This is a genomic window from Galbibacter sp. (genome assembly GCF_035306585.1).
In the GTDB taxonomy this organism is placed as follows: Bacteria; Bacteroidota; Bacteroidia; order Flavobacteriales; family Flavobacteriaceae; genus Galbibacter.
Genome location: NZ_DATGNU010000046.1, coordinates 18,094 through 40,326 on the forward strand (window position 1 = coordinate 18,094; position 22,233 = coordinate 40,326).

Here is a 22,233-nt window from a genome sequence, read left to right on the forward strand (position 1 = left end):
GTATTAAACTTAAAATCATTTATAATGGCTCTTAAAGCACTTTTTTTAAATTGTACATTAAAAAAATCACCAGAGGTATCCAATACTCGGGCATTTATTGATAAATCAATTACTATTTTTAAGGAACTTGACGTTGAAACAGAGGTCATACGAGTCATTGATTATACTATAAAGTTTGGTAATTCAACCGATATGGGAAGTGGTGATCAATGGCCTGCAATTCACAATAAAATTAAACAAGCTGATATTGTTATTATCGCAACTCCAGTTTGGAGAGGTGATAGAGGTTCCATTGCTAAGATGGTATCGGAGCGAATGGATGGCTTGTTTTCAGATGATCACAACCAAAATGATCAGTACATGACCTACAACAAAGTAGCTGGTGCGCTAGTGGATGGCAACGAAGATGGAGCTAAAAAGGCTATATCAAGCATTCTTTTTGATCTATCAGAACATGGCTTTACCTTAGCGGTAAACCCTTTTAGTTATTATGTGGGCGAAGCAGGACCTGGGCCTAGTTATATAGAGGCAGAAGGAGACAAACATGAGTTTACAAATAATATGCTCCTCATTATGGTGCACAATATGGTACATTTGGCCAAATTACTCAAAGATAACCCTTATCCAATTAAACTTTCCCAGGTTAACCAGAAGGCCAAAATAATGAGTAAGTAAAAGCTAAAAAATGGCATTATTTATTTTATGTAAGGAGGCCATCCAAAAATATAGGTTAATATGCAATAGTTAGAAGTTGGATAATTTCAACTTCTCCTGATAGTGCTTCGGGCTACACTTGTATTTTTCTTTAAATATTTTAGAAAAGTAACTCCTACTACTAAACCCGATGTCGTAAACGATTTCAGAAATGGTGCAATTTCTGTTCTTAATCATATTTTCCGCCGCTTCAACACGGACATTTTTTATATAATCGGCCACGGTTCGATTATATAAAATTTTGAATCCTTTTTGAAGTTTTGATGGTGATATTACGAATGTTTTTGTTAACTTTTTAATAGAGTAGCAGGCCGCTGGGTTCTCTTTAATGTGCTCCGCTACCGCTGTTATCGTTTTTAATTCATGAGTGGTGAGACCTTTTATTTTTTTGCGATTTTTAAGATCATCTTTGTACTGTTTGATTAAAACGGCCAAGAGAAGTTTAATTCTACCTTCCAACATGATATCTTTAATAGAACCTCGTTCTTGGATATTGTCTATTTCATTAAAATAATCCCCAATTTTAAGGTTGTAATTTCCATAATGGGAATAGTCTTCTCTGGCGTCGAATTCTTGATAAATGTTCAGTAGTTTTTGATTGAGCTTGTAATTGAATTTTTCCTTTTTTAAATATAGTCTTGGATGAATTTTAAGAATAATGAGCTGGGTATTCGGACTCTTTGGAATTAAGAATTCAAGTCCATGTTTGTTAGGTTTTATAACAGCCGTTTGATGCTGGTAAATCGGGCTGAATGCGCTCTCGGTGGGATTACGATGCATTAGATTTCCCTGGTTGCAAAAGACAAAATACAAAAAGGAAGGACAGTGATCGGATGCGATTTTAAATTGAAACTCCTGGTGAACCCTTATGGAACATTTAATAAACGATATGGCATTGGAATAGCTCTTACCATTAATAGTTCCTTTGATTTTTTCAGACAGCGTACTTAGTTGAAATTCACCCTGTTCTGAGGTCAATTCTCCAGAGAAGCGTTTAAGAAGAAGGCTAAATATTTCATTTATGTCATTGTCATTTAAAATCGAACTTTTCATAATAAAGCTTTTTAAAATTTCTATATACATCGGTTTAAATAGGTCATATGTTACCATGACCAATAACTAACTATATTAATAAAGTAACAGTTTATGGCTGTTACAAAAAAGCTTCGTTGTTATTAATTACCATCTATTTACATGCCTTTTATTCAGTAGCTGGGAGGACGGATGGTATAGATTATATCTATCTAAGTCAACAAGTTAGTGAAAATTATATTTATTTCTCTTTTAATTTGCTTTAATTTAACAATTGTCAATTCCTTCTTTTTATGGAGTAAATTCATAATCACTACATATTTGGATGTAAAAGAATTCGCTAAGTCGCCTCGAGTAAATTTTTCAGAGGACAACTTTTGGTCATAATTTGGGTGTATTCCAAGTTTTTTACAAAGATCATCTACCTGTCTATGATGCTTTTCGAATTGCTCCATGTTATAATGCTGGCCCACTTCGGACCAAGACGCACCATAATGCTGCATGATAATTTTAAAGATATCTCTTAAGGGTTTTGTTTTTCCTTCGCGCTGATAGTTGTGGTGTAAATTTCCCATAAACCAAATTTTATGTTTAAAGTACTTTACTCCACTAGGAGTCATTACCCCATTTGGAAAAAATAGTGACCATAAACATACCACAAGGATTTTTTAATTCATTTAGACTTATTGTTAACCCTATTAAGGGAAACGTTCAATTTCAGAAACACATTTTAGTAAATTCCCATGGAATACACATCGAGATGTTAACCTTAAAAAAAAAGCAATTATGAAATATCCTAAAGTTTTTCCAAAAGAAGATTTAAAAAAGCAACCCGGTCTTCAGTCTGATATGAAGACCCAACCCATTATGGTTCGAGAGGGTTATAAGGGAAGTGATAAGTTAAAGGGAAAAGTAGCCCTGATTACAGGTGGTGATAGTGGTATAGGAGCAAGCTGTGCATTGCATTTTGCTATGGAAGGGGCAGGAGTTGCTATTTTATATTTTAATGAGCGGCAAGATGCGCTCAAGCTTCAGCGTGACATTGAACAAATGGGCGGAGCGTGTTTCCTAATTAAAGGAGATATCAAGGATTCACAGTTTTGTCGTGACGCCATTGAAAAAGTAGTGGACAGGTTTGGCGGACTCAATATACTTGTTAACAATGCAGCCATGCAATTTCAAGAAGAGGATTTCCGGGAAATGGATTTAATTAATATGGAAACTACGTTTCAAACCAACGTCTTCCCACTTTTTTACCTCACTCAAGCAGCCCTAGAATATCTAAATGAAGGTGATACAATAATCAACACAACCTCCATTACAGCATTCCGTGGGAATCCTACGTTAGTTGATTATTCGAGCTCTAAGGGAGCAATTCTATCCTTTACACGTGCACTTTCACGTTCACTGGCAGAGAAAGGTATTCGGGTCAATGCTGTGGCACCAGGCCCCATCTGGACACCGCTAATCCCTGCTACATTTGAATCTTATGAAAAATTTGGACAAAATACCCCCATGGGTAGAGCTGGACAACCTGCAGAATTAGGTCCTGGATATGTCTTTTTAGCCAGTGAGGATAGTTCCTATATGACGGGTCAAACCATTCATTTAAATGGAGGTACTATTGTAGGTGGTTAGTTATTGGGAGTGAATACGGATAATTACACGCAAACAAGATGGGATGTCTCACCACAAAAATCATTTAGTATGTTTGGTTTTAGAAATAGGTGTTTTAAAAATTACTGCAAGCATGGGAGTTTAAGCATGGCAAAAGCTCAATTTGAACATGCTCGATCACGACTGTTTAAAGTAAATGACTGGTCAGATTTGGGTTTTTTTACTGCTAAATTTGAGTTATATGATCCTAATCTAATTCACTCCTCCACACTATTAGAACTAGGAAGTTATATCAAGATCATATTTCCTTTGGGGATGCCAGAGAATTGGGTGCGGGTGACAGAAATTTATACGGACGATTCTAAAGCGTACTTTATTGTTCATCCTATGAGCAATCCTCTGGAAGATTCCCCTTATGAAGTAGCTCATTTTTTACAGGAAAAAGCCAGTAGCATTTTTAAGGTAGCCATTGAAGGGACAAGGGTATATGGTTATGAAATTGGCCGAAATGAAGTGATTAATAATACCGGAACAAAGGCTGGAAATCGGAAATTTATAAACACGCTCATGGCTTGGGGTGGATGGTTAGGAATGCAACGCTATCAATGGGGAAAACTTACCAGTTATTTTGTGCGAACCGAACCCTTATTGACAAAAACGTAGCACGATCATTAGAGCATGATAAAAACGATACAAATTATACATAATCCCAATGCAGGCATGGCAAACCATAGTAAAGAATGGTTAATTGGGATGATGGCAAGATTTTCAAGCAAAGTGCAGTATATCTCCACAAAGGCTCAACGGTGGAATACTTTTGAGTTCAATCCAACACATCCTATTCTACTAGCTGGTGGTGATGGCACCGTACGTAAGGTGTTTAAGAAACTTATGGCATCTTATGACAAGAAGGTTGATTTTATGAGTCCTATTATTTTATGCCCTTGCGGTAAGGCTAATAATATTGCGAAATCCGTTTATATTCAGGGCAATCCTACTGGTGGTAGGATTGAGTTTGATCTAAATAAGGTTGAGTACTACCATCATGGGGCGATTGAAAATATACAAGACCAGCAATTCTTTATAGAAAGTTTAGGTTTTGGGGTGTTTCCAAAACTATTAAAAAGGAAGCCTGGTAAAGGAAAAACGACGTATTCATCTAAGGTAAAACTACAGCTGGCACTCCATAGACTCATTGATGTAATTGGGCAAGCTAAAGCTCAAAGGTTAAAGGTTAAAACAGATAAACTTACCATTGAAGGTTCCTTTATTTTGGCCGAGGTGATGAAAGTAAAGCATATGGGACCAAATATCCCACTAGCGCCCTCTTGTGATATTGGCACTGCTTTCTTTCATTTGGTTTTAATTTCTGAAGACCGAAGAGATGACTTTTCAAATTATCTTCGAAATCTGCTACAAGGGGTCAAAACTGCCTCCCCCGTATTAGATTTTATAATTTCCATAAAGACCCCACATTTAAACATTAAAAGTAGTGGAAAGTATTGTCACATAGATGATCAGTTTATTGGAAATTATCATGGCGATCCGATACAACTCATGGTGCGGAATTCTAGGATTCCTTTTGTTAAAAATATCACCTATACTTAAAATAAGGCAAAAATATAGGGTTTTGATGATAGCCTCTGGTAGAAAAAAAATCACTCTTATCCCGTGAAAAAGATAAGAGTGAAATCTGCGTTAAATTCAATGGATAGTTTCTTTTATAATTATCCTGTTAGGAGGCGCTTTTGGCCTGCTCATTTAGTCTTTCTTCGGCGATCTTAGTAAGCTTGTCATCTGCGCTATACTCTTCATCTAGGGTGCTCTTTAAAGTGTCAGCTATGTCCTGGTAACCTAATTCTTTCGCAAAACGAGCCGCAGTTCCATAGGCTGAAATTTCATAGTGTTCAATGCGTTGTGCCTCAGCAACAATCCCAGCATCGAGCACATCTTGATCCATATCTTCTTTCATAAAATGCTCCGCTTCTCGGATAAGGCCTTCCATGGCAAGACACTTTTCTTCCTGTCCATTTATGCCAAGACGATCACAGATTGATTTTAACCGGTTTAAATGGTTTTTGGTTTGTTCCAAATGCTCGTTGAGAGCCTTTTCTAAATTGCCATTATTGGACTTTTTTGCCATTTTTGGTAGCGCTTGAATAAGTTGCTCTTCAGCACTGTACAAGTCTTGAATCTGATGTTCGAATAAATCTTCTAATGTTTTCATGTCTTGAAGTTTTTTGTTAATACGAAAGTGATTTTACAAATTTTGTGGTATTTCAAAATTCTGGGTAACCAAAGTTGTTGCCTATAAGAGCTTTATGATAAGTCCTTTGTAGGTTTCTATTGGATACAACTAAAGGTAAACTGCGCTACAGAGTTTTTTTAGCTCAAACCAATTTATATTTGACCCTTTAAGGAAAAGTTTTCCTTACACTACAGTATCGATTATAAAAAAACCATCATCTCCTAAAGGTTGATACAAAGGCATAAAAATATATGCATCCCAACTGCTACGGATTTCAGCGCCATTCTCCATGGCTAAAAGCTGACCTTTTTTAATTTTACTAAAATTCTCAAACCCTGGCTGCATTTCAAACAAGTCACTCTTTTTTAATTCATGACGGTAAAGAATCTTAAAGGTCTTTTGCTTTGATCGATGTTGGTTCACCATGGTGGTGACAGACTCTGGAAATTTTGATAACTGTTCAAAATGCAATCCGCAAGCTTCTTTTAAAGCTAACCAAATTATCGCTTTATGATTGACTACAGCATCCTGGCTGGTGTGCTGCCCAGCTTCAAACACAAATCCGGTGAGCCCAATATCACTTAGGTAGTGATCGATATCTCCAGTGATGATATCGCTAAATCCAATCACCATGGGGGTGGGAAAATGTTTCGCCCAAGTAAAATTATCATTCACATCTTGAACCGAAATATAGGGAACACTCGCAGATGAGGTCGTATGACAATCAAGGAAATATTGCTTTTCGTGATTGTTTTTTTGATGGTGTTTTAACACCGAAATTATCGCCCGCATTTCCTTTAGCTCATGGGGGAAAACTGCGTCGGTTGAAAGGTTTGATTTGGTCCAGGTACGATTTAAATCACGATCGATGTATCGTTGATCTTTTGACAATGCCAGTTGATTTCCACAAACGCCAACAATAGTACCATTTATCTGTGGTTTGCTACGATGAAGCTCTGTAAAAATCTCTTGTAAAGCGATCACCCCACTTGGCTCATTACCATGAATTCCTGCCGTCACAAATAAAAGTGGTCCATTTATTTTGCTACTATAAGACCCTATAATTCTTTCTACCTCCATATTGTTGGGTTTTTATGGTTATTATTCCATGGTAGCTAAAATTTTATTTTCAATTTGCCCCATGTATTTAAGTTTATAGTACAGTTTACGCTCAATGGCCTCTATAACCGAAGTGGTGAAATCTGTTAATCCGATATCAGCGAAACGATCGAGTCCACCCGGACTAAGTATGTTAATCTCTATTAACTTGTCTTCAATAATATCTAACCCTACGAAAAACAAACCGTCCTTTATTAATTTAGGAGCGGTAAGATCCACGATTTTTTGCATAGCTTCCGTAAGCTCACTCCTATCTGCAGTCGCTCCTTGTTTAAAATTACTTCGGAATTCACCTTTGTTACACACTCGTCTAATGATGGCCTGGTCACCGTGTTCAGTTAGAATTCTACCATTCATAAGTAGCACTCTAACATCTCCTTTTTTCACCCCTGGGAGGTATTCTTGGGCAATGACATAGCCATCTTTGCTTATGGTTTCGATGATTTGATTAAGGTTCTTTTCATGTTTATCAATTAAGAACACATTTTTACCTCCTGAGCCCTCTAAAGGTTTCAACACGATTTGTTTGTTGTTTTTTTCCCAAAAGTTTAGGATGTCGTCCTTCTTTCGAGTAATCAGGGAAGCAGGTTTTATCTCTTGCGGTAATTCTTCAAAATAAAGTTTATCGATAAATCCATAGGAAAGTGCATTGGCGTCGTTGAGCACTAGCACTCCTTGTTGTTGTATCATTCTACCAAAGGCCAATCCCGATTGCTCCGCCCAGTGGCGTGAAGCACCTTCTTCAGTGGGATTGTTGCGTATAAATAAAACGTCTAAATCGGTCGATTCTATGGTGCTCTGTTTCGCCGAGTTGCTTTGCAATACCTTGAGGTATTTCTTTGGAGTCTCCATCTTTGTAGAAGGATCTACATATTTAGTATACAAAAAGATAGTGCCTTGATGTTGAAATTTAAAATCACCCACCCCCATGGCGTAAACTTCGTGACCCATATTATGGGCTTTTGTCATAAGTGCAACTGATGTTCCTGCTTTCTCAGTTGAAATTTTATTTAATACGAAACATATTTTCATTTTTTCTTTTTTTAGATTAAGAATGATTTGAGGTTGAAACAAGGCGTCTTGCCATTTGGTGTATAGGCATACCATTTTTTATTTGTTGAAGTCTTTCTTCATACATTTGATCGAAAACGTAACTTGGCTTTATGAGCCCTTTAACCAGTACGTTACGCTCGATGAGTTCCTCAATTATATGGATGTGATTGAAACCAAATTTACCTGCAAAGAGTAATTCGTAATCGCCTCCATCCATTAAATATTCACGTAATGCAATAAGGCCCTTTAGGTATATAGTATCCTTCAAAAAACCACCTCCTTGCATAATTCGGGAAGTGATATTAAACGCGTGTTCTTGTGAAAATCCATGGTGATCAAACAACAATTGGAAAATGGTGTTGAAATTGCCCCCTTCTAGCAATGCTTTACCCGCAACGACTCTCCCGGCAAGGGTACGTAGCCTATTTACGGACAAACAGCCTGAAAAAAATTCGGACATCACTGCCACACCTTCCTGTAGGATGTCATAGTCGCTTAATCCTGTAGATAATTGTGTTAAGGGCTGCTGTGATCCATTGAAATATGTAAGCACATGGGTACCTAATTCATGTTGTATAAGTGCTTTTGCCTCCAATTTTTGAGCAGTATAATCCGCTGGGATGTAGAGCTCTCCTTGGTTGACCATCATAATATTTACATCCTTTCTTAGGTGTATTTTACTTTTAAATTCAGGGTGTTGGGATTTGAAAAATTCAAATTCTTTTCGTGCATACGCGCTAAATTCTAGTGCAGTGATCTTTTGATCTAAATCTTGCTCAATTTCCTGATCAAGTTCCGACAGGATCAGGGTAGCGGTTTGAAAAAGGTTGTTATCAACCTCACCATAGAGTCGTATGCTGTTATGGTAGAACTTTGTGGTACCACGAGTGTTAAGCATTGATATTTGTAGGTCTAATTCCTCTCTTTTTTGTCTAAAAAGATGAGACATGGATGGATCATCAATCTCTTCAATCTTTAAATTGTATAATTCTCGTTTTAGGATATCAGGGTCAATTGGAAGTAACCTATAGTGATATGGGATCACTTTGTGATACTTTGATTCGAAAAACTCTTTTTTTATAGTATAGATATTCGAAGGGGAAATTAACCATAGAAATTTGTATGATTCTTCAATGCTGGTTAATTTTTGATCTATCTCAAAAACTTTATGTTTTAATGAACTTCTTCCAAGAGCACGGTAACTCTGAATTCCACAAGTGGTCTGCACCCTGATATACTCATAGATAGCTTTGTGAATAGACTTAACTAATGAATCTCTAAACTCCCTAAAAAAGACGGGATAAAAGCTACCTTGCTTATCATAAAATACGGCAGGTATTTCCAATCCAACTAAAAGAGCACCACATTGTTTGGCTTTATCAGTGGTCATTAAGGACTCGGTACCTTCAGGCTGTCTTTTGGTAGTATTTTCAATTTGGGTGGCGGTAAGGAGTAGTGAATTTCGTTCACTTAATTTATTTAACTCTAATTTTAAGGCCTTTAGAAAGGAAGGTAATTTGTCTTCTGGACCTTTTATTTTAAACAATTGACTTGTTTTAGAACAATAGAGCTCAAGAATAAGATAGGACTTATAGATCGAAGATAATACATCCGAAATAGCCAGAATTAATTTCTTATACTTTTTGAATTTCACATCTGCAATCAGGAGATAACTCGCCTGATTGATTACTACCCGAGCAATAGGATCTTCACTTACAGATCTTCTACAAACCATTAAAAATGGTAAACCTGGTTCTATATGTAATAAACCACCACCAGGAAGTGCACAGTTTACTTCTTCTGATTGTTTGAGAAGTGTAGTAATCTTTGCTATTTCTCTTTTACGGATATTTTTAAAGGTAAACATACTCGATTGTTTTCTTGATAAATAAAAGGGGGATGGTACTTAAAGTTATATATAATATCAGGTATTAGAGCAATGATCCATTGTATTTTGGCATTAATTTAATAGGTTGATTAGTAATTTGTTAAATCATTCCTAAAACCACGCTATACGACCATTACCACATTTGGTTACAGAATACTAAAATGTTGTATTTCAGTTAACTTTACATTGGATAGGGTTAATTTTTTATAAAAAAGTAGTGGAAATTGCAGTATCAGATTAGGGTTAATAATTTTAAAATAATTTGGTATGAAACTCAAAAGTTCAATATTCTTTATGGCTATTATTTTTGCACTTGTTATCTCCTGTAGAGAAAAACGACAAGATCCAACAAGAGTTGAAAATACAACTGAGTCCATAAATGAAAGCAAACAAAAAGCAGTTCAGAGGGAAGAGCAGTGGCAAGGTGAACGCCGAGAAATTGAGGATACTGCTTCCTATGAACGCAGACAAGTAAATCCTAAAGGGAGTAACCCCAAAAGTGACTCTCTTGTTCGATAAACCATAATTTGCCCCGTGAATAAAATTTAATTCCGCCAAGACTATGGACTCGTTGCTAATAGGAGCTTTAGTGGATTGTGATCGTCTAAACTTCTTTAAATAGTAAGCGAGTCCATTTTATTTTGTGCTGTTTTTTGAGTGCTAATAGATATTGGCCTGCAGATATTGTTCAACTTGTTAAACAGGAATGTGCTGAACTTTAGGCTCCCTTTCCCAATTCCTATGTTTTGCAATAGCTCTAATGAATTGGGAGGGTTCCTTATTTATAAAAATAGCTTGATCTTCGATAAAATCTTTTACATAGGTTAATTCTAGTAGGCGCTGCGCTTGATCATTAGCTGCTATGGCTTTACAATGTTTGAGCGTTTCATTGATAAACTTAATCGCCTTACCCTGTTTGGATAGTATTTGCACCGCTTCTTGTCCCCCTGGAATAAATAACGCATCATACAACACACTTTCTGTGGTAAGTAATGTAGCATCGATTTTGTGTTGTTTTTGTGCATTGCAGGTGATCTCACCACCGGTGGGTGCTATTAAATGCACTACGGCATTTTCTTGTTCTAACTGCTGTTTCATCTTCATATGATTTTGGTGGTCGAACCCAGGGGCTACTAAAAACGCAATTTGTCGTGATGCGATCGTATCGGAACTCAGAAATGTTTGACTCAAAGCAGCAGAGGACTCTAAATAATGTATAGGATCTCCAGGTTGTTGAGCAATGGGGGCCATATTCGCTCCTATGGCTTGGTTGATGGGCATATCAATTGTATCTGGGACTTTAAGGCCCATTTTTTTGGCAACGTTTTGTCCTAGTGTTTGATCGATCTTGCTTACAATCCATAACATTCTTAACTGAATATGCTCATAGGTGCACTTTCCTAGTTCAAAGGCATACGCACTCACTAAATGTTCTTTTTCGTGGTCTTTTAGACTCCTATAGAATAATGCTGGTTGTGAAAAATGATCACTAAAGCTACTGCTTCGACTTCGAATTTTGTTTCCACTTACATGTTCTTGATAAGTAGAAAACCCTCCTTCGGAAATTTGAGATAAAAAGGGACATCCTCCTGCGATGGAGTTCGGGAAATATGCGGTCTTTCCTTTGTTTATGGTCATTCGCATTTGGGCATCCCTTTGATTGTTATAAGGATTTTCCAATGGACGATTAATGGGGATTTCATGGAAATTTGGTCCTCCTAAGCGAGAAAGTTGTGTATCAGTATAGGAGAAAAGACGTCCCTGTAGTAAAGGATCATTGGTAAAATCTATTCCTGGTACAATATGTCCAGGATGGAAGGCGACCTGCTCGGTTTCAGCGAAGAAGTTATCGGGATTTCTGTCAAGAGTTAACTTTCCTATACGCTTTACAGGTACCATTTCTTCTGGAATTAATTTGGTGGCATCTAAGATATCGAAGTCGAATTTATGTTCATCTTTTTCAGGGATCACTTGAATACCTAATTCCCATACTGGATAATTTCCTGCCTCGATAGCTTCCCATAAATCCCTGCGGTGGAAATCAGAGTCAGCACCAGAAATTTTTACGGCTTCATCCCAAGTTACAGAATGCACTCCCAGAAGTGGCTTCCAGTGAAATTTTACAAAATTTGACGCTCCTTGCTCATTTACAAATCTAAAAGTGTGAATCCCAAAGCCCTCCATCATTCGAAGACTTCGTGGGATGGCGCGATCACTCATGAGCCATATTTGGTTGTGTAGAGTTTCTGTAGCATGTGAAACAAAGTCATAAAACGTGTCATGGGCGGAGGCGGCTTGAGGAATCTCGCGATCGGGTTCAGGCTTTACAGAGTGGATCAGATCTGGAAACTTCATGGCATCCTGAATGAAAAATACAGGCATATTGTTTCCTACTAAATCAAAAATGCCTTCCTCGGTATAGAATTTAACGGCAAATCCTCTTACATCCCTAGGTAAATCCGTGGATCCCTTTGAACCCGCTACAGTGGAGAATCGAACAAATACAGGAGTTTTCCTACTAACATCGGTTAGAAATCCAGCTTTAGTGATTTCCTGTTGACTCTCGTATAATTCAAAGTAGCCATGCGCACCACTTCCTCTTGCATGGACAATTCTTTCTGGAATTCTTTCGTGATCAAAATGTGTTATTTTTTCGCGTAATATGAAATCTTCTAGTAAAGATGGCCCTCTTTGACCAGCAATGAGTGAATTATTAGTGTCATTGATTTTGACACCTTGATTCGTGGTCATTGGTTTTTGATCGCCAGATTGGATGTGCGCTCTGATAGAATCTATTTTTTTGTTCTCTTTGCTCATAACTTATTAGGGTTTAATTACAATTCCCATAAAATTAGGCATCCACTAGAATGAACTTAGTTCAAATGATTCTAATGTTGATTCGAAAACGATTCAACTGGCTATAATAGGCTGGCTTTTATATCCTATGGCTAAATAGCATATAGTTCAATATTAATCCGCTAAGGATGGCCAATCCAAAACTAAGTAATGTTCCAATTAGAATGTATTCGGTGAGTTTTCTATCCTTGGCCTGGGTGAGATCACTAAATCGAAATATGGATTTTGCGGCAATTAAAAAACCAACTCCTTCCCAGTGGTTACTCGCGATAAAAACAAAGACTAAAAGACGCTCTAGCATACCGATGTATTTGCCAGCATGTTGTAAGGAGTCTTCTTTTTCCATTTCAGTGTTAGGAGTGTATACTGATATGAGTGTTTTGATAATTACCGATGAGGGCTGAGTTAAAAAAATTACTAATATGATAATCAATAGTGATTGTGGGCTTAAAGTAAGGTTTACCAGTGCTGCACCACTTAAATATACACTAGCGCCATATAGGATCATAAGATGAACACCTTGGTCTATAAAAAACAGTAGGCGGCTGTTTATTGAGTTTTGCAGGTACAACTTTCCTAGGTCTATTAAATAATGTGATAGCCCAATTAAAAGTGGGATATACCACCACTGTAGATCCCATAATAATAGGTAATAACAAAGAATGTGAAAAAGGATATGAAGGTACAAGCGTTTTGAAGCTATTTTCTTTTCCTGTTTCTCTTTTACCATCTTATTGGATTGTAAGAGAAAATCCGCTAAAAGATGAGCCAATAGAAGACGTAGGAAGATCAGTATCATATGAGCTGTTTTATTTTGGTTTGGTACATTTGGTCTAATTCGATTATCTCACTATAGAATGCTCTTTTCAAATGCTCACTGACCGTGTTCTGTTTCACACCAGTTAGCGCGCCAATTTCTTGTTGAGAGAATTCTGGATGCTCCATAGTTAATTTTACAATTTCCGATGAATTCGGGGTCCAGTGGTCCATAGCGATTAACGCCAACTTAAAATACAGGTTCAGTTCCTGGTCTAAGATGTGATTGTTTGTTTTAATAGCTAAATTCACTTTTTTCTTCCTTAGCATCTCAAAGGCCTCTCCAGAATAGATAAAGGCTGGGCCGTTGGATTCTGTTACTTTTAAACCCTGATGCGTCTTCTCGCCAAGGCCAATAGCCATTCGAACATCCAAACCTTTGATCATTTTAACGGTGGCCTTTATTAAAACGGCTGTATGGAAGGCTTTGTTGTTTTGCTGCAATTCTATCTGAAAGCTATCCCCTCTATAAAACTCCCAATAACGCTCTGGTGAGCCTATTTTTTCAAATACTTTTTTCAGTGGTTGTAACCAAAGGTTAGGGTCTTTTAAATGCCGAGAATTTACAATATCTCCAGTGATGACACTTACCATGCGTAACGTTTTTAATAATGAATAGATTCAAATATCGTTTATTTTACCGATATACACAAATATCGTCTAAATAGGCGATAATTATTAAAATCGCTTTAAATAACGATATTAAAGGGAGATTTTGACATTATGTCCTTCTAATTCATGAATAAGTTCACCTACCGAATAATCCAATTGATTGGAATAAGCTTCACGTTCTTTTCTAAGGGAGATCCTTTTAACACTGTTAAAGAAGCGCTTTAGTTCTTTCTCAGTCTCTAGAATGAGTCCAGGAACTTTAACACTATTACCTTGCTCATCCTTAGCAACCATGGTGAAGTAGGATGAATTGCAGTGTTTAATCACCCCAGTTTGAATATGTTCGGCTTCCACTCTTATCCCTACCACCATGGAGGTTTTTCCAACATAGTTGATCGAAGCTTTCATGGTGACTAATTCACCTATTTCAATGGGGTTTAGAAAATCAACGGTATCTACCGAGGCGGTAACACAATAGGTGGCCGAGTGTTTAGAGGCACATGCAAAGGCTATTTGGTCTAAAAGCGAAAGTATAAAACCTCCGTGTATTTTTCCACTAAAATTGGAATGGGAGGGAAGCATTAATTCGGAGAGTTGAACTTTGGAGGATTCTACGGTTTTAAATTTCTGATCCATATATTGGTGTAAAGGTTGGTTATATATTCAAATAAGGTATTATTCTTCTTCTTCTAGCTGATCTTCAGAGGCCCTTTTAAGCCATTTCTGATCAATTTGTTTACTAGCTTTGGCACCAAGGGTTTTCAAGCGTTCAACCCGAGTAATTAAATTGCCTTTTCCTGTTAATTTAGTAATGGAGCTACTATAAGTGCTCTGAACAGTATTGAGTTGTTTTCCAATTTTCTCCAGATCTTCCAAAAGGTTTCTAAATTGATCGTAAAGTCGCCCTGCTTGCTTTGCAATATCGACGGCATTCTTGTGTTGTCTGTCATTCTGCCAGATACTATCAATGGTTCTCAGGGTGGCCAAGAGAGTAGAAGGGGTGACGATGACAATGTTCTTTTCAAATGCTACATTGTACAATTGTGGTTCTTGCTGAAGTGCAACCGCAAAAGCCGGCTCAAGAGGAATAAAGAGTAGAACGAAATCAGGACTTTCCATCTCATAGAGGCTATGGTAATTTTTGGCACTGAGTTGATCGACATGTTTTTTAATTGAATTCACATGTTCTTTTGCCCAAATCGATTTTTGGACCTCGTCCTCCTCATTAACAAAACGCTCAAATGCAATCAGGGAGACTTTGGAGTCAACGATCATTTTCTTATCTCCAGGTAGATGAATGATCACATCAGGAAGAACCCTTTTACCATCCGCTGTAGAAAAACTGTTTTGGACCGAATATTCGCTACCCTTTTTCAGTCCAGATTTCTCCAGAACACGTTCTAATACCATTTCGCCCCAGTTTCCTTGCATTTTGGTATCTCCTTTTAATGCTTTGGTTAAATTGGAGGCCTCTTTGGTGATTTGGACATTTAATTCTTGTAGGTTTTTGAGTTGTTCTACCATGGCAGAATGCCTAGTAATACTTTCTTTATTACTGTCTTCGACACGTTTTTCAAAACTCTTGATTTTTTCTTGTAGTGGGTGGAGGATGTTTTTAATGTTTGTTTCGTTTTGGTCGGTAAACTTTTTAGATTTCTCCTCTAAGATTTTGTTGGCAAGTAGCTGAAAATCTTTGCTGAATTTCTCCTGCAATTTCTCAACCTCCTCTTTTTGTTCTTTATTTCGCTGAAGAAGATTGTCAAAATCCACCTCCTTTCGAGTCAACCGGATCGCAAAATCATCTTTAAGTTTTCTGAGCTCTTCTTTGGTTTGTCGCTCTTGGCTAATTTCTTGCTTATACTCTTGAATTTGCTTTAACAACTGAGCTTCTCTGTCCTTGATAATCTGTTGTACCGAAGCGTGTTTTTGTTTTTGGAAATAGCGTCCAATAAAAACCCCTAAGATAGTGGTGATCAGTGGAATTAGGATAAAGATTAGATTATCAGCCATTAATATGTATTTTCGTTGTAAATTATGAGTTAATTAATATTGTTGTAAAGATAAGAGATTCAAGCAGATCTAAAAGGACTATTCTCTAGAATCAAAACAGTGCTAATAAGGTGAATAAAGCAAACTCGATAGTGATAAAAAGCAGTAGGCTTCTTTTTTTTATAGCTTTTGGATGGTTATGCCTACAGGCAGGGATAGCGCAAAACCGCCCCCCAATTCATAATTTCTCTCTGAACGATTATAACGCCGGTATTCAAAATTGGGGAATAGCATATGGAGAGAATAAGGTCTTTGTTGCTAATAATGAAGGACTGTTAGAGTTTGACGGAGTTAAATGGCGATTATATCAGCTCCCCAATCAATCGATTATCCGCTCAGTGGCCTACTTTGATGGTAAGGTCTACACAGGATCTTATGAAGAATTTGGCTATTGGGAAAGACAACCCACCGGAATTCTTAAGTATCGTAGTCTGAGTAAACTCATCGATGCGAAATCCTATGAAACGCAATCTATTTGGGGAATTTACCAGAGAAATAATCAAATTATTTTTAAGTCCTTTAGCAGCCTTTTTATTTATACCGATGGGGCTATTCAGGTTATTGATCCTCAGATGACGCTCCTGGGTGCGAATGTGATCGATAATTCCTTTTATATCTTCGGTAGAAATCACGGAATATTCGAGTTAAAAGGTTTTGAATTACAGCTGGTTAAATCGAGTGAATCTCTTAAAGATTTCAAGGTGCAATCCATGGTTGCATTAGATAGGAATCACATACTAATTGGAACGTCTTTAAATGGAATCTTCCTTTGGGATAAAAATGGAGCCATAAGGAGGTGGGATCATCCACTGAGCGAAATTGTTAGGCAAAATCAGCTTAATAAAATAAGCGTTAACGCCTCCAATGTTTTTCTGGGAACTATAAAAAATGGGCTGTATGTAATGAATCGAACCACGGGCGGTTACTACAATATCAATGCGCTTTCGGGTCTTCAAAATAATACCATATTGGGGAGCTTAGTTAATGATCGAGGGATTGTTTGGCTTGCCTTGGATAATGGTATTTCAGCAATCCCAATGCACTTTAATGCGTATTATTTGAATCCTTCCAATTATGATATCGGTGGGGTTTATGATATGGTGAACTACAAGGGAGAAACTTATATAGCCACTAATACTGGAATGTATATTAGCAATCATCAAGGAATGCATTTTGTTCAGGGGTCACAAGGTCACATTTGGGATCTCACTTTAGTGGATGACCTTATAGTATGTGGTCATAACTTAGGCACCTATCAAATAAAGGATAAACAATGGGAACTTATCTCACCTAATAACGGGGGATATGATTTTAAGGCTGTTACAGGAATGCCTAATACCTATATTCAAGGAAATTATACAGGGTTATCGCTCTATGAAAAACTTGGAGATCACTGGCAGGTTGATCAGGTACAAGGACTTGAATTTCCCGTAAAGAAGATCGTATTTGAAAAAGAGAATATTGCCTGGGTGGCGCATCCGTATAAAGGAATTTTCAGGATTCACTTTTCTGATGATCACAAAAGGATACTAAACATAGAACGAAAGTATAATGATTTCTTTAAAAATAGCTACACCATTCAGCTCTTTAGTATTGAAGGGCAAATAGCATTCTATCACGATCAACAGTGGTTTGTGTATAATCCTTTGGAAGATAGAATCAAAAGTTTTGATTCCTTAAATACCATCTTAAAGAACGACCAACAGGCCTATCCAATTACCGAGCCTAATTCCACTCCAGTGGTATTTAAGAAGCAGGACGGGACCTTGTTTGTAAGAAAAAATTTAACCGATGAAGATTCTCAATTTTATATTCCCAAGAGTTATTATGGGGGCCATTTGATTAAAGGGGAGGAGCGAGCTGTGGTATTGGACGATTCGATCGTACAGATTGCCCTATACAATGATATTTTGGTTGTCAACAATGAGAAGTTAACCAGTAGTATTCTTTCTTATAAACCAAAGATCAATCGCATACTAAAAAATGGCGTACCTCAGTTAATCGACTCATCGCTAAAGATTCGTAAACGTGATACGCTAGCCATCGAGGTGTCTACACCATTTCTATCCAATAATACCATGGCATATGCCCTTGGGGAAAAACATACAAATTATAGAAAAGTAGAAGATGGTACCATCTTTATCACAAATCAGAATTTTGGCAGTTTGCCTATCAGTATTCAGTCCATTGTAAAGGGAAAGTTATCCGATAAGGCTACTGTATTAAAGGTGGAGGTAGAGAAACCGTGGTTCTTGGGGGTTTGGGGTGCAGTATTACTCATCGTCACTATACTCTTACTGACAGCTTTTATCTTAAGAATTAATAAATATGTGTTAATACGGCATAAAAAGTATTTAGAAGTGCAATTCGAGCACCAAAAGGAACTCAACCGTAAAGAAGAGGCTTTAAGGCACGAAAAGAAGCTGAACGAACTGCAAAAACATCAACACCAGTTAGAATTAAAAAATAAGACGAAGCAACTCGCCAATACGGCCATGGAAATGACTCGTAAAAATGAAATGCTGTTGAAACTCAAGGAGGATTTAAATTATTTTAAATCTGAGATTATTGATAAATCCAGGTACAATAAGCTTTTAACTAGGATTGATAAGCATTTGAAAGATTCAAAAGACTGGGAACTTTTTGAATCCAATTTTAATGAAATTCATGACTCCTTTTTCAAACAGCTACACAAACTACACCCTGAAAAACTCACGCCTAAGGATTTGAAATTATGCGCCTATTTAAAAATGAATCTCTCAAGTAAGGAGATTGCGCCACTAATGGGAATTTCCATAAGAGGTGTGGAGATCCATAGGTATCGTCTGAGAAAGAAATTGGAACTCAGTAAAGATCAAAACATGAGCGAATATTTGATTAATATTTAATAACAATGAACTACCGCTTTTGATAGTCTACAATTTTAAGAGCATTGCAACATTTTTAAGGGGAGTTAACAATTTTCGCTTCAATAAATCGTAAAATTTTAAGATTGACCTAGTAGAACAACAAATTAGGCGGATGAGAAATGATCCGTATAATAGGAAGATAACTCATCATTACTACATCAATTGCAGTTTCATGGATATTTCTCACGTATTCAATTAAATAATAATATTCTCATTTTCAATTATTTATATGTTTCTCATTATCTGATGTAATTAAGTTGTGGCAATTTATAGCTACATCGTTATAGTTTGTGATAATTTTAAGAAGCTAACTTTAATATGAAAAACATGAAAAATCATTTGCTAACACTATTATTGTTTTTTTGCTTGAGTGCTTTTGGGCAACAGACCATTACAGGTGTGGTTTCAGATGATCAAAATATGCCGCTTCCAGGAGCAAGTGTTTTGATCAAGGGAACCACCACTGGAACTCAAACTGACTTTAATGGGAACTACTCCTTAGAAGCCAACCAAGGAGATACGTTGGTCTTCTCCTATGTCGGGATGGAGACGCAAGAAGTAGTGGTCGGCTCCAACTCCACCATAAATGTTCAATTAGCCATTAGCGCTAGTGAACTCGAAGAAGTAGTGGTGGTAGGTTACGGTACACAGAAAAGTAAAGATCTAACCTCTGCAATTTCCACCGTTCAGGCAGAGGATATCGAAAAGACTCCTGCAGCTCAACCCATGCAAGCCTTGCAGGGTAAAGTAGCAGGACTTCAAATCGTTAATAATGGCTCACCTGGGGAGTCTCCGACAGTTAGAATTCGTGGTGTGGGATCCTATAATACAGGCGAATCAGGACCTTTGTATGTGGTCGATGGCGGTTTTTATGATGATATTAATTTTTTGAACCCTTCTGATATAAAGACCATCTCAGTTTTAAAGGACGCATCTGCGGCGGCAATATATGGCGTTAGAGCAGCAAATGGTGTCGTTCTTATCGAAACTAAAGGAGGAACCTTTAATCAAAAACCAGAATTCAGGTATGATGGCTATACGGGGTATCAAATTGCTCAAAATGTTGTAAAGATGGCCAATACGCAGCAGTTTGTTCAATATATAAATGAAACAGGGCTCGCTGCTGATAATCAGTTTGTAGACAATGCTATAGCACGTTATGGACGAAGCCGATTGGATCCTAATCTTCCAGATGTGAATACGGATTGGTATGATGAGATTATTCGACCTGCAGTTATTACCAACCACAATATCGCCATGTCAGGGGGAGGAGAAAATGCGAAATATTCCATTGGCGTGAACTATTTTAGTCAAGAAGGCCTATTAAACATGAAAAACGAATACGAACGTTTTAATCTTCGTAGTAATATCGATTTTAATGTAACTGATTGGCTAACCGTTGGAGGAAGTATGGTGCTAAGTAATGCCTCTAAATATCGACCAGAAGCTTCGGCATGGCGAAAAGCTTATTATGCGGTACCACTACTCCCTGTACATGATCCTCTAAATACGGAGGCTGTTCCAATAGATTATGCGAACTCACAAGATCTTGGGTATCGCAGTAGTCAAAATCCATTTTCCTTACTTTCCTTTAGTGAGAACAAGGATAAGATCAGGAATGTAATGGCTAATTTTTATGCCGAGATTGCTATTATACCAGATCGATTAACATTTCGCACAGCTTACAATCACAATTTTGAAACCATAGAAACCAGAGAGGTACGTTTTCCGTATACCATGGGGGGAAATGAAGTTCGTGTCAATTCTGAATTGGTGAAAAGAAATGCCACTATTTCCAATCAAATATGGGATAACACATTGACCTATGACAACAGCTTTGGAAAACATAATGTAACCCTGTTAGCTGGAGCTTCTTTCCGAGATGAGTCATTTGAAATGTTACAGGCTAAAGGAATTGGTTTTCCATACAACAATGGTGAGCAAGCATATTACCTGGACCAATCCCAAACCATTGATGTGGATGCAGTAGGGGATGATGGTAGAAGAGAATACGGATTATCCTATTTTGGTAGGATTGCCTATAATTTTGATGGGCGGTATTTGTTATATGGAACCTTTCGTGCTGATGGAACGAATAAGTACCAAGAGAAATGGGGATATTTTCCCACAGTTGGTGCTGGATGGGTACTTAGTGAGGAATCCTTTTTTCCACAAAGTGACGTGGTTAACTTTTTGAAACTTCGTGGAAGTTGGGGGAAATTAGGTAACGACAATGTAGCCTCAAGTGATGGGGCCTTTACCTCTAGTGTAGTTACTACTGCTTTTGGGGATGTGATGTACTCAGGAATTCAGACCTCTAGTGCTTTTACATATTTGCGTTGGGAGGTCACCGAGGAGTATAACCTCGGATTATCTGCAAGACTCTTTGATAGTAATCTATCAGTAGAATTTGATTATTTTAGAAGGGACACCAAGGATGCTGTGATTCCAGTGGCAAGGCCACTAGTTCCTGAGAGTCTAAGACAGAATGTAGGTCAAATTCGAAACCAAGGATTTGAGGTGGCTCTTAATTGGAATAAAGTAGTTTCTGATGACTTCAGTTATAGTATTGGGGGTAATTTTTCTACCTTGGATAATGAAATCCTCGACCTTGGAGGGCAGCAATATTTAAACTTTGGAAGTTCTGATTTCCAGCGAAGAAGTATTGTTGGGGAAACGCTTTTTGCATTCTACGGCTTGGAAACAACTGGAGTTTATCAGAATGATGCCGAAATCCAAGCAGACCCAATTGCTGTGGACAATGCGCTAGTTCCGGGTGATTTTAAATTTAAAGATCGAAATCAAGATGGTGTTATAAATGGAGATGATCGTACCGTCTTAGGTTCGTTTATACCGACGTTTAATTACGGATTTAATGTAAATTTAAATTACAAAAATTGGGATTTCTCCTTGGCTGCACTTGGACAAGGAGGCAATAAGATCTTAAACAGAAAACGTGGGGAGTACCGTTATACACCCGATACAAATATTGACAGGGACTTTTTTATAAATCGTTGGCATGGAGAGGGAACTAGTAATAGTTATCCGTCTTCTCTTGGACTTCGAAAACCGTGGAACTACCAGCTTAATAGCTTTTATATCGAGGATGGAGACTTTTTTAGAATCCAAAATATTACCCTTGGATATACCATTAAAAACGATAAGATTCCACAGACGAGAGTATATGTAACGGCTGAAAAACCATTAACGGTTTTTAGTTACAATGGATTTAATCCAGAGGTTGCCGATGGTTTTGATAATCAAACCTATCCAGTACCTGCGGTCTACACATTAGGGGTTAACATTAAATTTTAAGAAAT

Annotated in this window: 18 protein-coding genes; 7 read left to right on the plus strand and 11 right to left on the minus strand. The window is 37.4% G+C overall.

What is annotated here, in order from left to right; all coding sequences use genetic code 11:
* The first annotated feature begins 24 nt into the window (after positions 1–24).
* Positions 25–675, plus strand: coding sequence for a flavodoxin family protein (locus VKY50_RS05175; RefSeq protein ID WP_324299557.1), 651 nt, complete (start codon positions 25–27; stop codon positions 673–675).
* Positions 676–744: 69 nt separating this feature from the next.
* Here the strand turns inward: VKY50_RS05175 and VKY50_RS05180 are convergent, their stop codons facing one another.
* Complete coding sequence (locus VKY50_RS05180; RefSeq protein ID WP_324299559.1) at positions 745–1,767, minus strand: AraC family transcriptional regulator; 1,023 nt, start codon at positions 1,765–1,767, stop codon at positions 745–747.
* A 191-nt stretch (positions 1,768–1,958) separates the two neighbouring features.
* Positions 1,959–2,321, minus strand: coding sequence for a hypothetical protein (locus VKY50_RS05185; protein ID WP_324299561.1), 363 nt, complete (start codon positions 2,319–2,321; stop codon positions 1,959–1,961).
* Positions 2,322–2,532: 211 nt separating this feature from the next.
* Between VKY50_RS05185 and VKY50_RS05190 the strand changes: the two genes are divergently transcribed.
* The 3 genes from VKY50_RS05190 to VKY50_RS05200 all read left to right on the plus strand — a co-directional run bounded on the left by VKY50_RS05190 (position 2,533) and on the right by VKY50_RS05200 (position 4,971).
* Positions 2,533–3,384, plus strand: a complete 852-nt coding sequence (locus tag VKY50_RS05190; RefSeq protein WP_324299563.1) for an SDR family oxidoreductase — start codon at positions 2,533–2,535, stop codon at positions 3,382–3,384.
* Between the two features lie 126 nt (positions 3,385–3,510).
* Positions 3,511–4,026, plus strand: a complete 516-nt coding sequence (locus VKY50_RS05195) for a hypothetical protein (protein ID WP_324299565.1) — start codon at positions 3,511–3,513, stop codon at positions 4,024–4,026.
* Between the two features lie 15 nt (positions 4,027–4,041).
* Complete coding sequence (locus VKY50_RS05200) at positions 4,042–4,971, plus strand: diacylglycerol/lipid kinase family protein (protein ID WP_324299567.1); 930 nt, start codon at positions 4,042–4,044, stop codon at positions 4,969–4,971.
* 127 nt (positions 4,972–5,098) lie between these two features.
* Here VKY50_RS05200 and VKY50_RS05205 read toward each other — a convergent pair whose 3' ends face one another.
* The 4 genes from VKY50_RS05205 to VKY50_RS05220 all read right to left on the minus strand — a co-directional run bounded on the left by VKY50_RS05205 (position 5,099) and on the right by VKY50_RS05220 (position 9,650).
* Entirely contained in the window at positions 5,099–5,590 is a 492-nt protein-coding gene (locus VKY50_RS05205; protein ID WP_324299569.1) for a YciE/YciF ferroxidase family protein, read from the minus strand.
* Positions 5,591–5,794: 204 nt separating this feature from the next.
* Complete coding sequence (locus VKY50_RS05210) at positions 5,795–6,691, minus strand: succinylglutamate desuccinylase/aspartoacylase family protein (RefSeq protein WP_324299571.1); 897 nt, start codon at positions 6,689–6,691, stop codon at positions 5,795–5,797.
* 21 nt (positions 6,692–6,712) lie between these two features.
* Positions 6,713–7,762 (minus strand): glutathione synthetase, encoded by a 1,050-nt coding sequence (locus tag VKY50_RS05215; RefSeq protein WP_324299573.1) that lies wholly within the window; start codon positions 7,760–7,762, stop codon positions 6,713–6,715.
* 16 nt (positions 7,763–7,778) lie between these two features.
* Positions 7,779–9,650, minus strand: a complete 1,872-nt coding sequence (locus VKY50_RS05220; RefSeq protein WP_324299575.1) for a peptidase MATCAP family protein — start codon at positions 9,648–9,650, stop codon at positions 7,779–7,781.
* Between the two features lie 288 nt (positions 9,651–9,938).
* Between VKY50_RS05220 and VKY50_RS05225 the strand changes: the two genes are divergently transcribed.
* Positions 9,939–10,190, plus strand: a complete 252-nt coding sequence (locus tag VKY50_RS05225) for a hypothetical protein (RefSeq protein WP_324299577.1) — start codon at positions 9,939–9,941, stop codon at positions 10,188–10,190.
* 177 nt (positions 10,191–10,367) lie between these two features.
* On the opposite strand, the gene VKY50_RS05230 is transcribed toward VKY50_RS05225, so the two are convergent.
* From VKY50_RS05230 to VKY50_RS05250, 5 genes are all read right to left on the minus strand, one after another.
* Positions 10,368–12,488: a catalase gene (locus VKY50_RS05230; RefSeq protein WP_324299579.1), complete on the minus strand. Its 2,121-nt coding sequence runs from the start codon at positions 12,486–12,488 to the stop codon at positions 10,368–10,370.
* Positions 12,489–12,606: 118 nt separating this feature from the next.
* On the minus strand, positions 12,607–13,326 hold the full coding sequence (locus tag VKY50_RS05235) for a DUF3307 domain-containing protein (protein ID WP_324299580.1): 720 nt from the start codon (positions 13,324–13,326) through the stop codon (positions 12,607–12,609).
* Positions 13,323–13,937, minus strand: coding sequence for a SatD family protein (locus VKY50_RS05240; RefSeq protein WP_324299582.1), 615 nt, complete (start codon positions 13,935–13,937; stop codon positions 13,323–13,325). The genes VKY50_RS05235 and VKY50_RS05240 overlap by 4 nt, the downstream gene beginning before the upstream one ends.
* A gap of 108 nt (positions 13,938–14,045) precedes the next feature.
* Positions 14,046–14,591 carry an acyl-CoA thioesterase gene (locus tag VKY50_RS05245; protein ID WP_324299585.1) on the minus strand — a complete coding sequence of 182 codons (546 nt, stop codon included), beginning with the start codon at positions 14,589–14,591 and terminating at the stop codon, positions 14,046–14,048.
* A 39-nt stretch (positions 14,592–14,630) separates the two neighbouring features.
* On the minus strand, positions 14,631–15,965 hold the full coding sequence (locus tag VKY50_RS05250) for a DNA recombination protein RmuC (RefSeq protein ID WP_324299587.1): 1,335 nt from the start codon (positions 15,963–15,965) through the stop codon (positions 14,631–14,633).
* Between the two features lie 110 nt (positions 15,966–16,075).
* On the opposite strand from VKY50_RS05250, the gene VKY50_RS05255 reads away from it, so the two are divergent.
* Positions 16,076–18,892, plus strand: a complete 2,817-nt coding sequence (locus VKY50_RS05255) for a helix-turn-helix and ligand-binding sensor domain-containing protein (protein WP_324299589.1) — start codon at positions 16,076–16,078, stop codon at positions 18,890–18,892.
* A 348-nt stretch (positions 18,893–19,240) separates the two neighbouring features.
* Entirely contained in the window at positions 19,241–22,228 is a 2,988-nt protein-coding gene (locus tag VKY50_RS05260; RefSeq protein ID WP_324299591.1) for a SusC/RagA family TonB-linked outer membrane protein, read from the plus strand.
* The last annotated feature ends 5 nt before the right edge of the window (positions 22,229–22,233 follow it).

Excerpts from the sequence above, each read along its gene's own strand:
- VKY50_RS05175 (WP_324299557.1), top strand. The coding sequence starts at position 25 with ATGGCTCTTAAAGCACTTTTTTTAAATTGTACATTAAAAAAATCACCA.
- VKY50_RS05180 (WP_324299559.1), bottom strand. The coding sequence starts at position 1,767 with ATGAAAAGTTCGATTTTAAATGACAATGACATAAATGAAATATTTAGC.
- VKY50_RS05185 (WP_324299561.1), bottom strand. The coding sequence starts at position 2,321 with ATGGGAAATTTACACCACAACTATCAGCGCGAAGGAAAAACAAAACCC.
- VKY50_RS05190 (WP_324299563.1), top strand. The coding sequence starts at position 2,533 with ATGAAATATCCTAAAGTTTTTCCAAAAGAAGATTTAAAAAAGCAACCC.
- VKY50_RS05195 (WP_324299565.1), top strand. The coding sequence starts at position 3,511 with ATGGCAAAAGCTCAATTTGAACATGCTCGATCACGACTGTTTAAAGTA.
- VKY50_RS05200 (WP_324299567.1), top strand. The coding sequence starts at position 4,042 with ATGATAAAAACGATACAAATTATACATAATCCCAATGCAGGCATGGCA.
- VKY50_RS05205 (WP_324299569.1), bottom strand. The coding sequence starts at position 5,590 with ATGAAAACATTAGAAGATTTATTCGAACATCAGATTCAAGACTTGTAC.
- VKY50_RS05210 (WP_324299571.1), bottom strand. The coding sequence starts at position 6,691 with ATGGAGGTAGAAAGAATTATAGGGTCTTATAGTAGCAAAATAAATGGA.
- VKY50_RS05215 (WP_324299573.1), bottom strand. The coding sequence starts at position 7,762 with ATGAAAATATGTTTCGTATTAAATAAAATTTCAACTGAGAAAGCAGGA.
- VKY50_RS05220 (WP_324299575.1), bottom strand. The coding sequence starts at position 9,650 with ATGTTTACCTTTAAAAATATCCGTAAAAGAGAAATAGCAAAGATTACT.
- VKY50_RS05225 (WP_324299577.1), top strand. The coding sequence starts at position 9,939 with ATGAAACTCAAAAGTTCAATATTCTTTATGGCTATTATTTTTGCACTT.
- VKY50_RS05230 (WP_324299579.1), bottom strand. The coding sequence starts at position 12,488 with ATGAGCAAAGAGAACAAAAAAATAGATTCTATCAGAGCGCACATCCAA.
- VKY50_RS05235 (WP_324299580.1), bottom strand. The coding sequence starts at position 13,326 with ATGATACTGATCTTCCTACGTCTTCTATTGGCTCATCTTTTAGCGGAT.
- VKY50_RS05240 (WP_324299582.1), bottom strand. The coding sequence starts at position 13,937 with ATGGTAAGTGTCATCACTGGAGATATTGTAAATTCTCGGCATTTAAAA.
- VKY50_RS05245 (WP_324299585.1), bottom strand. The coding sequence starts at position 14,591 with ATGGATCAGAAATTTAAAACCGTAGAATCCTCCAAAGTTCAACTCTCC.
- VKY50_RS05250 (WP_324299587.1), bottom strand. The coding sequence starts at position 15,965 with ATGGCTGATAATCTAATCTTTATCCTAATTCCACTGATCACCACTATC.
- VKY50_RS05260 (WP_324299591.1), top strand. The coding sequence starts at position 19,241 with ATGAAAAATCATTTGCTAACACTATTATTGTTTTTTTGCTTGAGTGCT.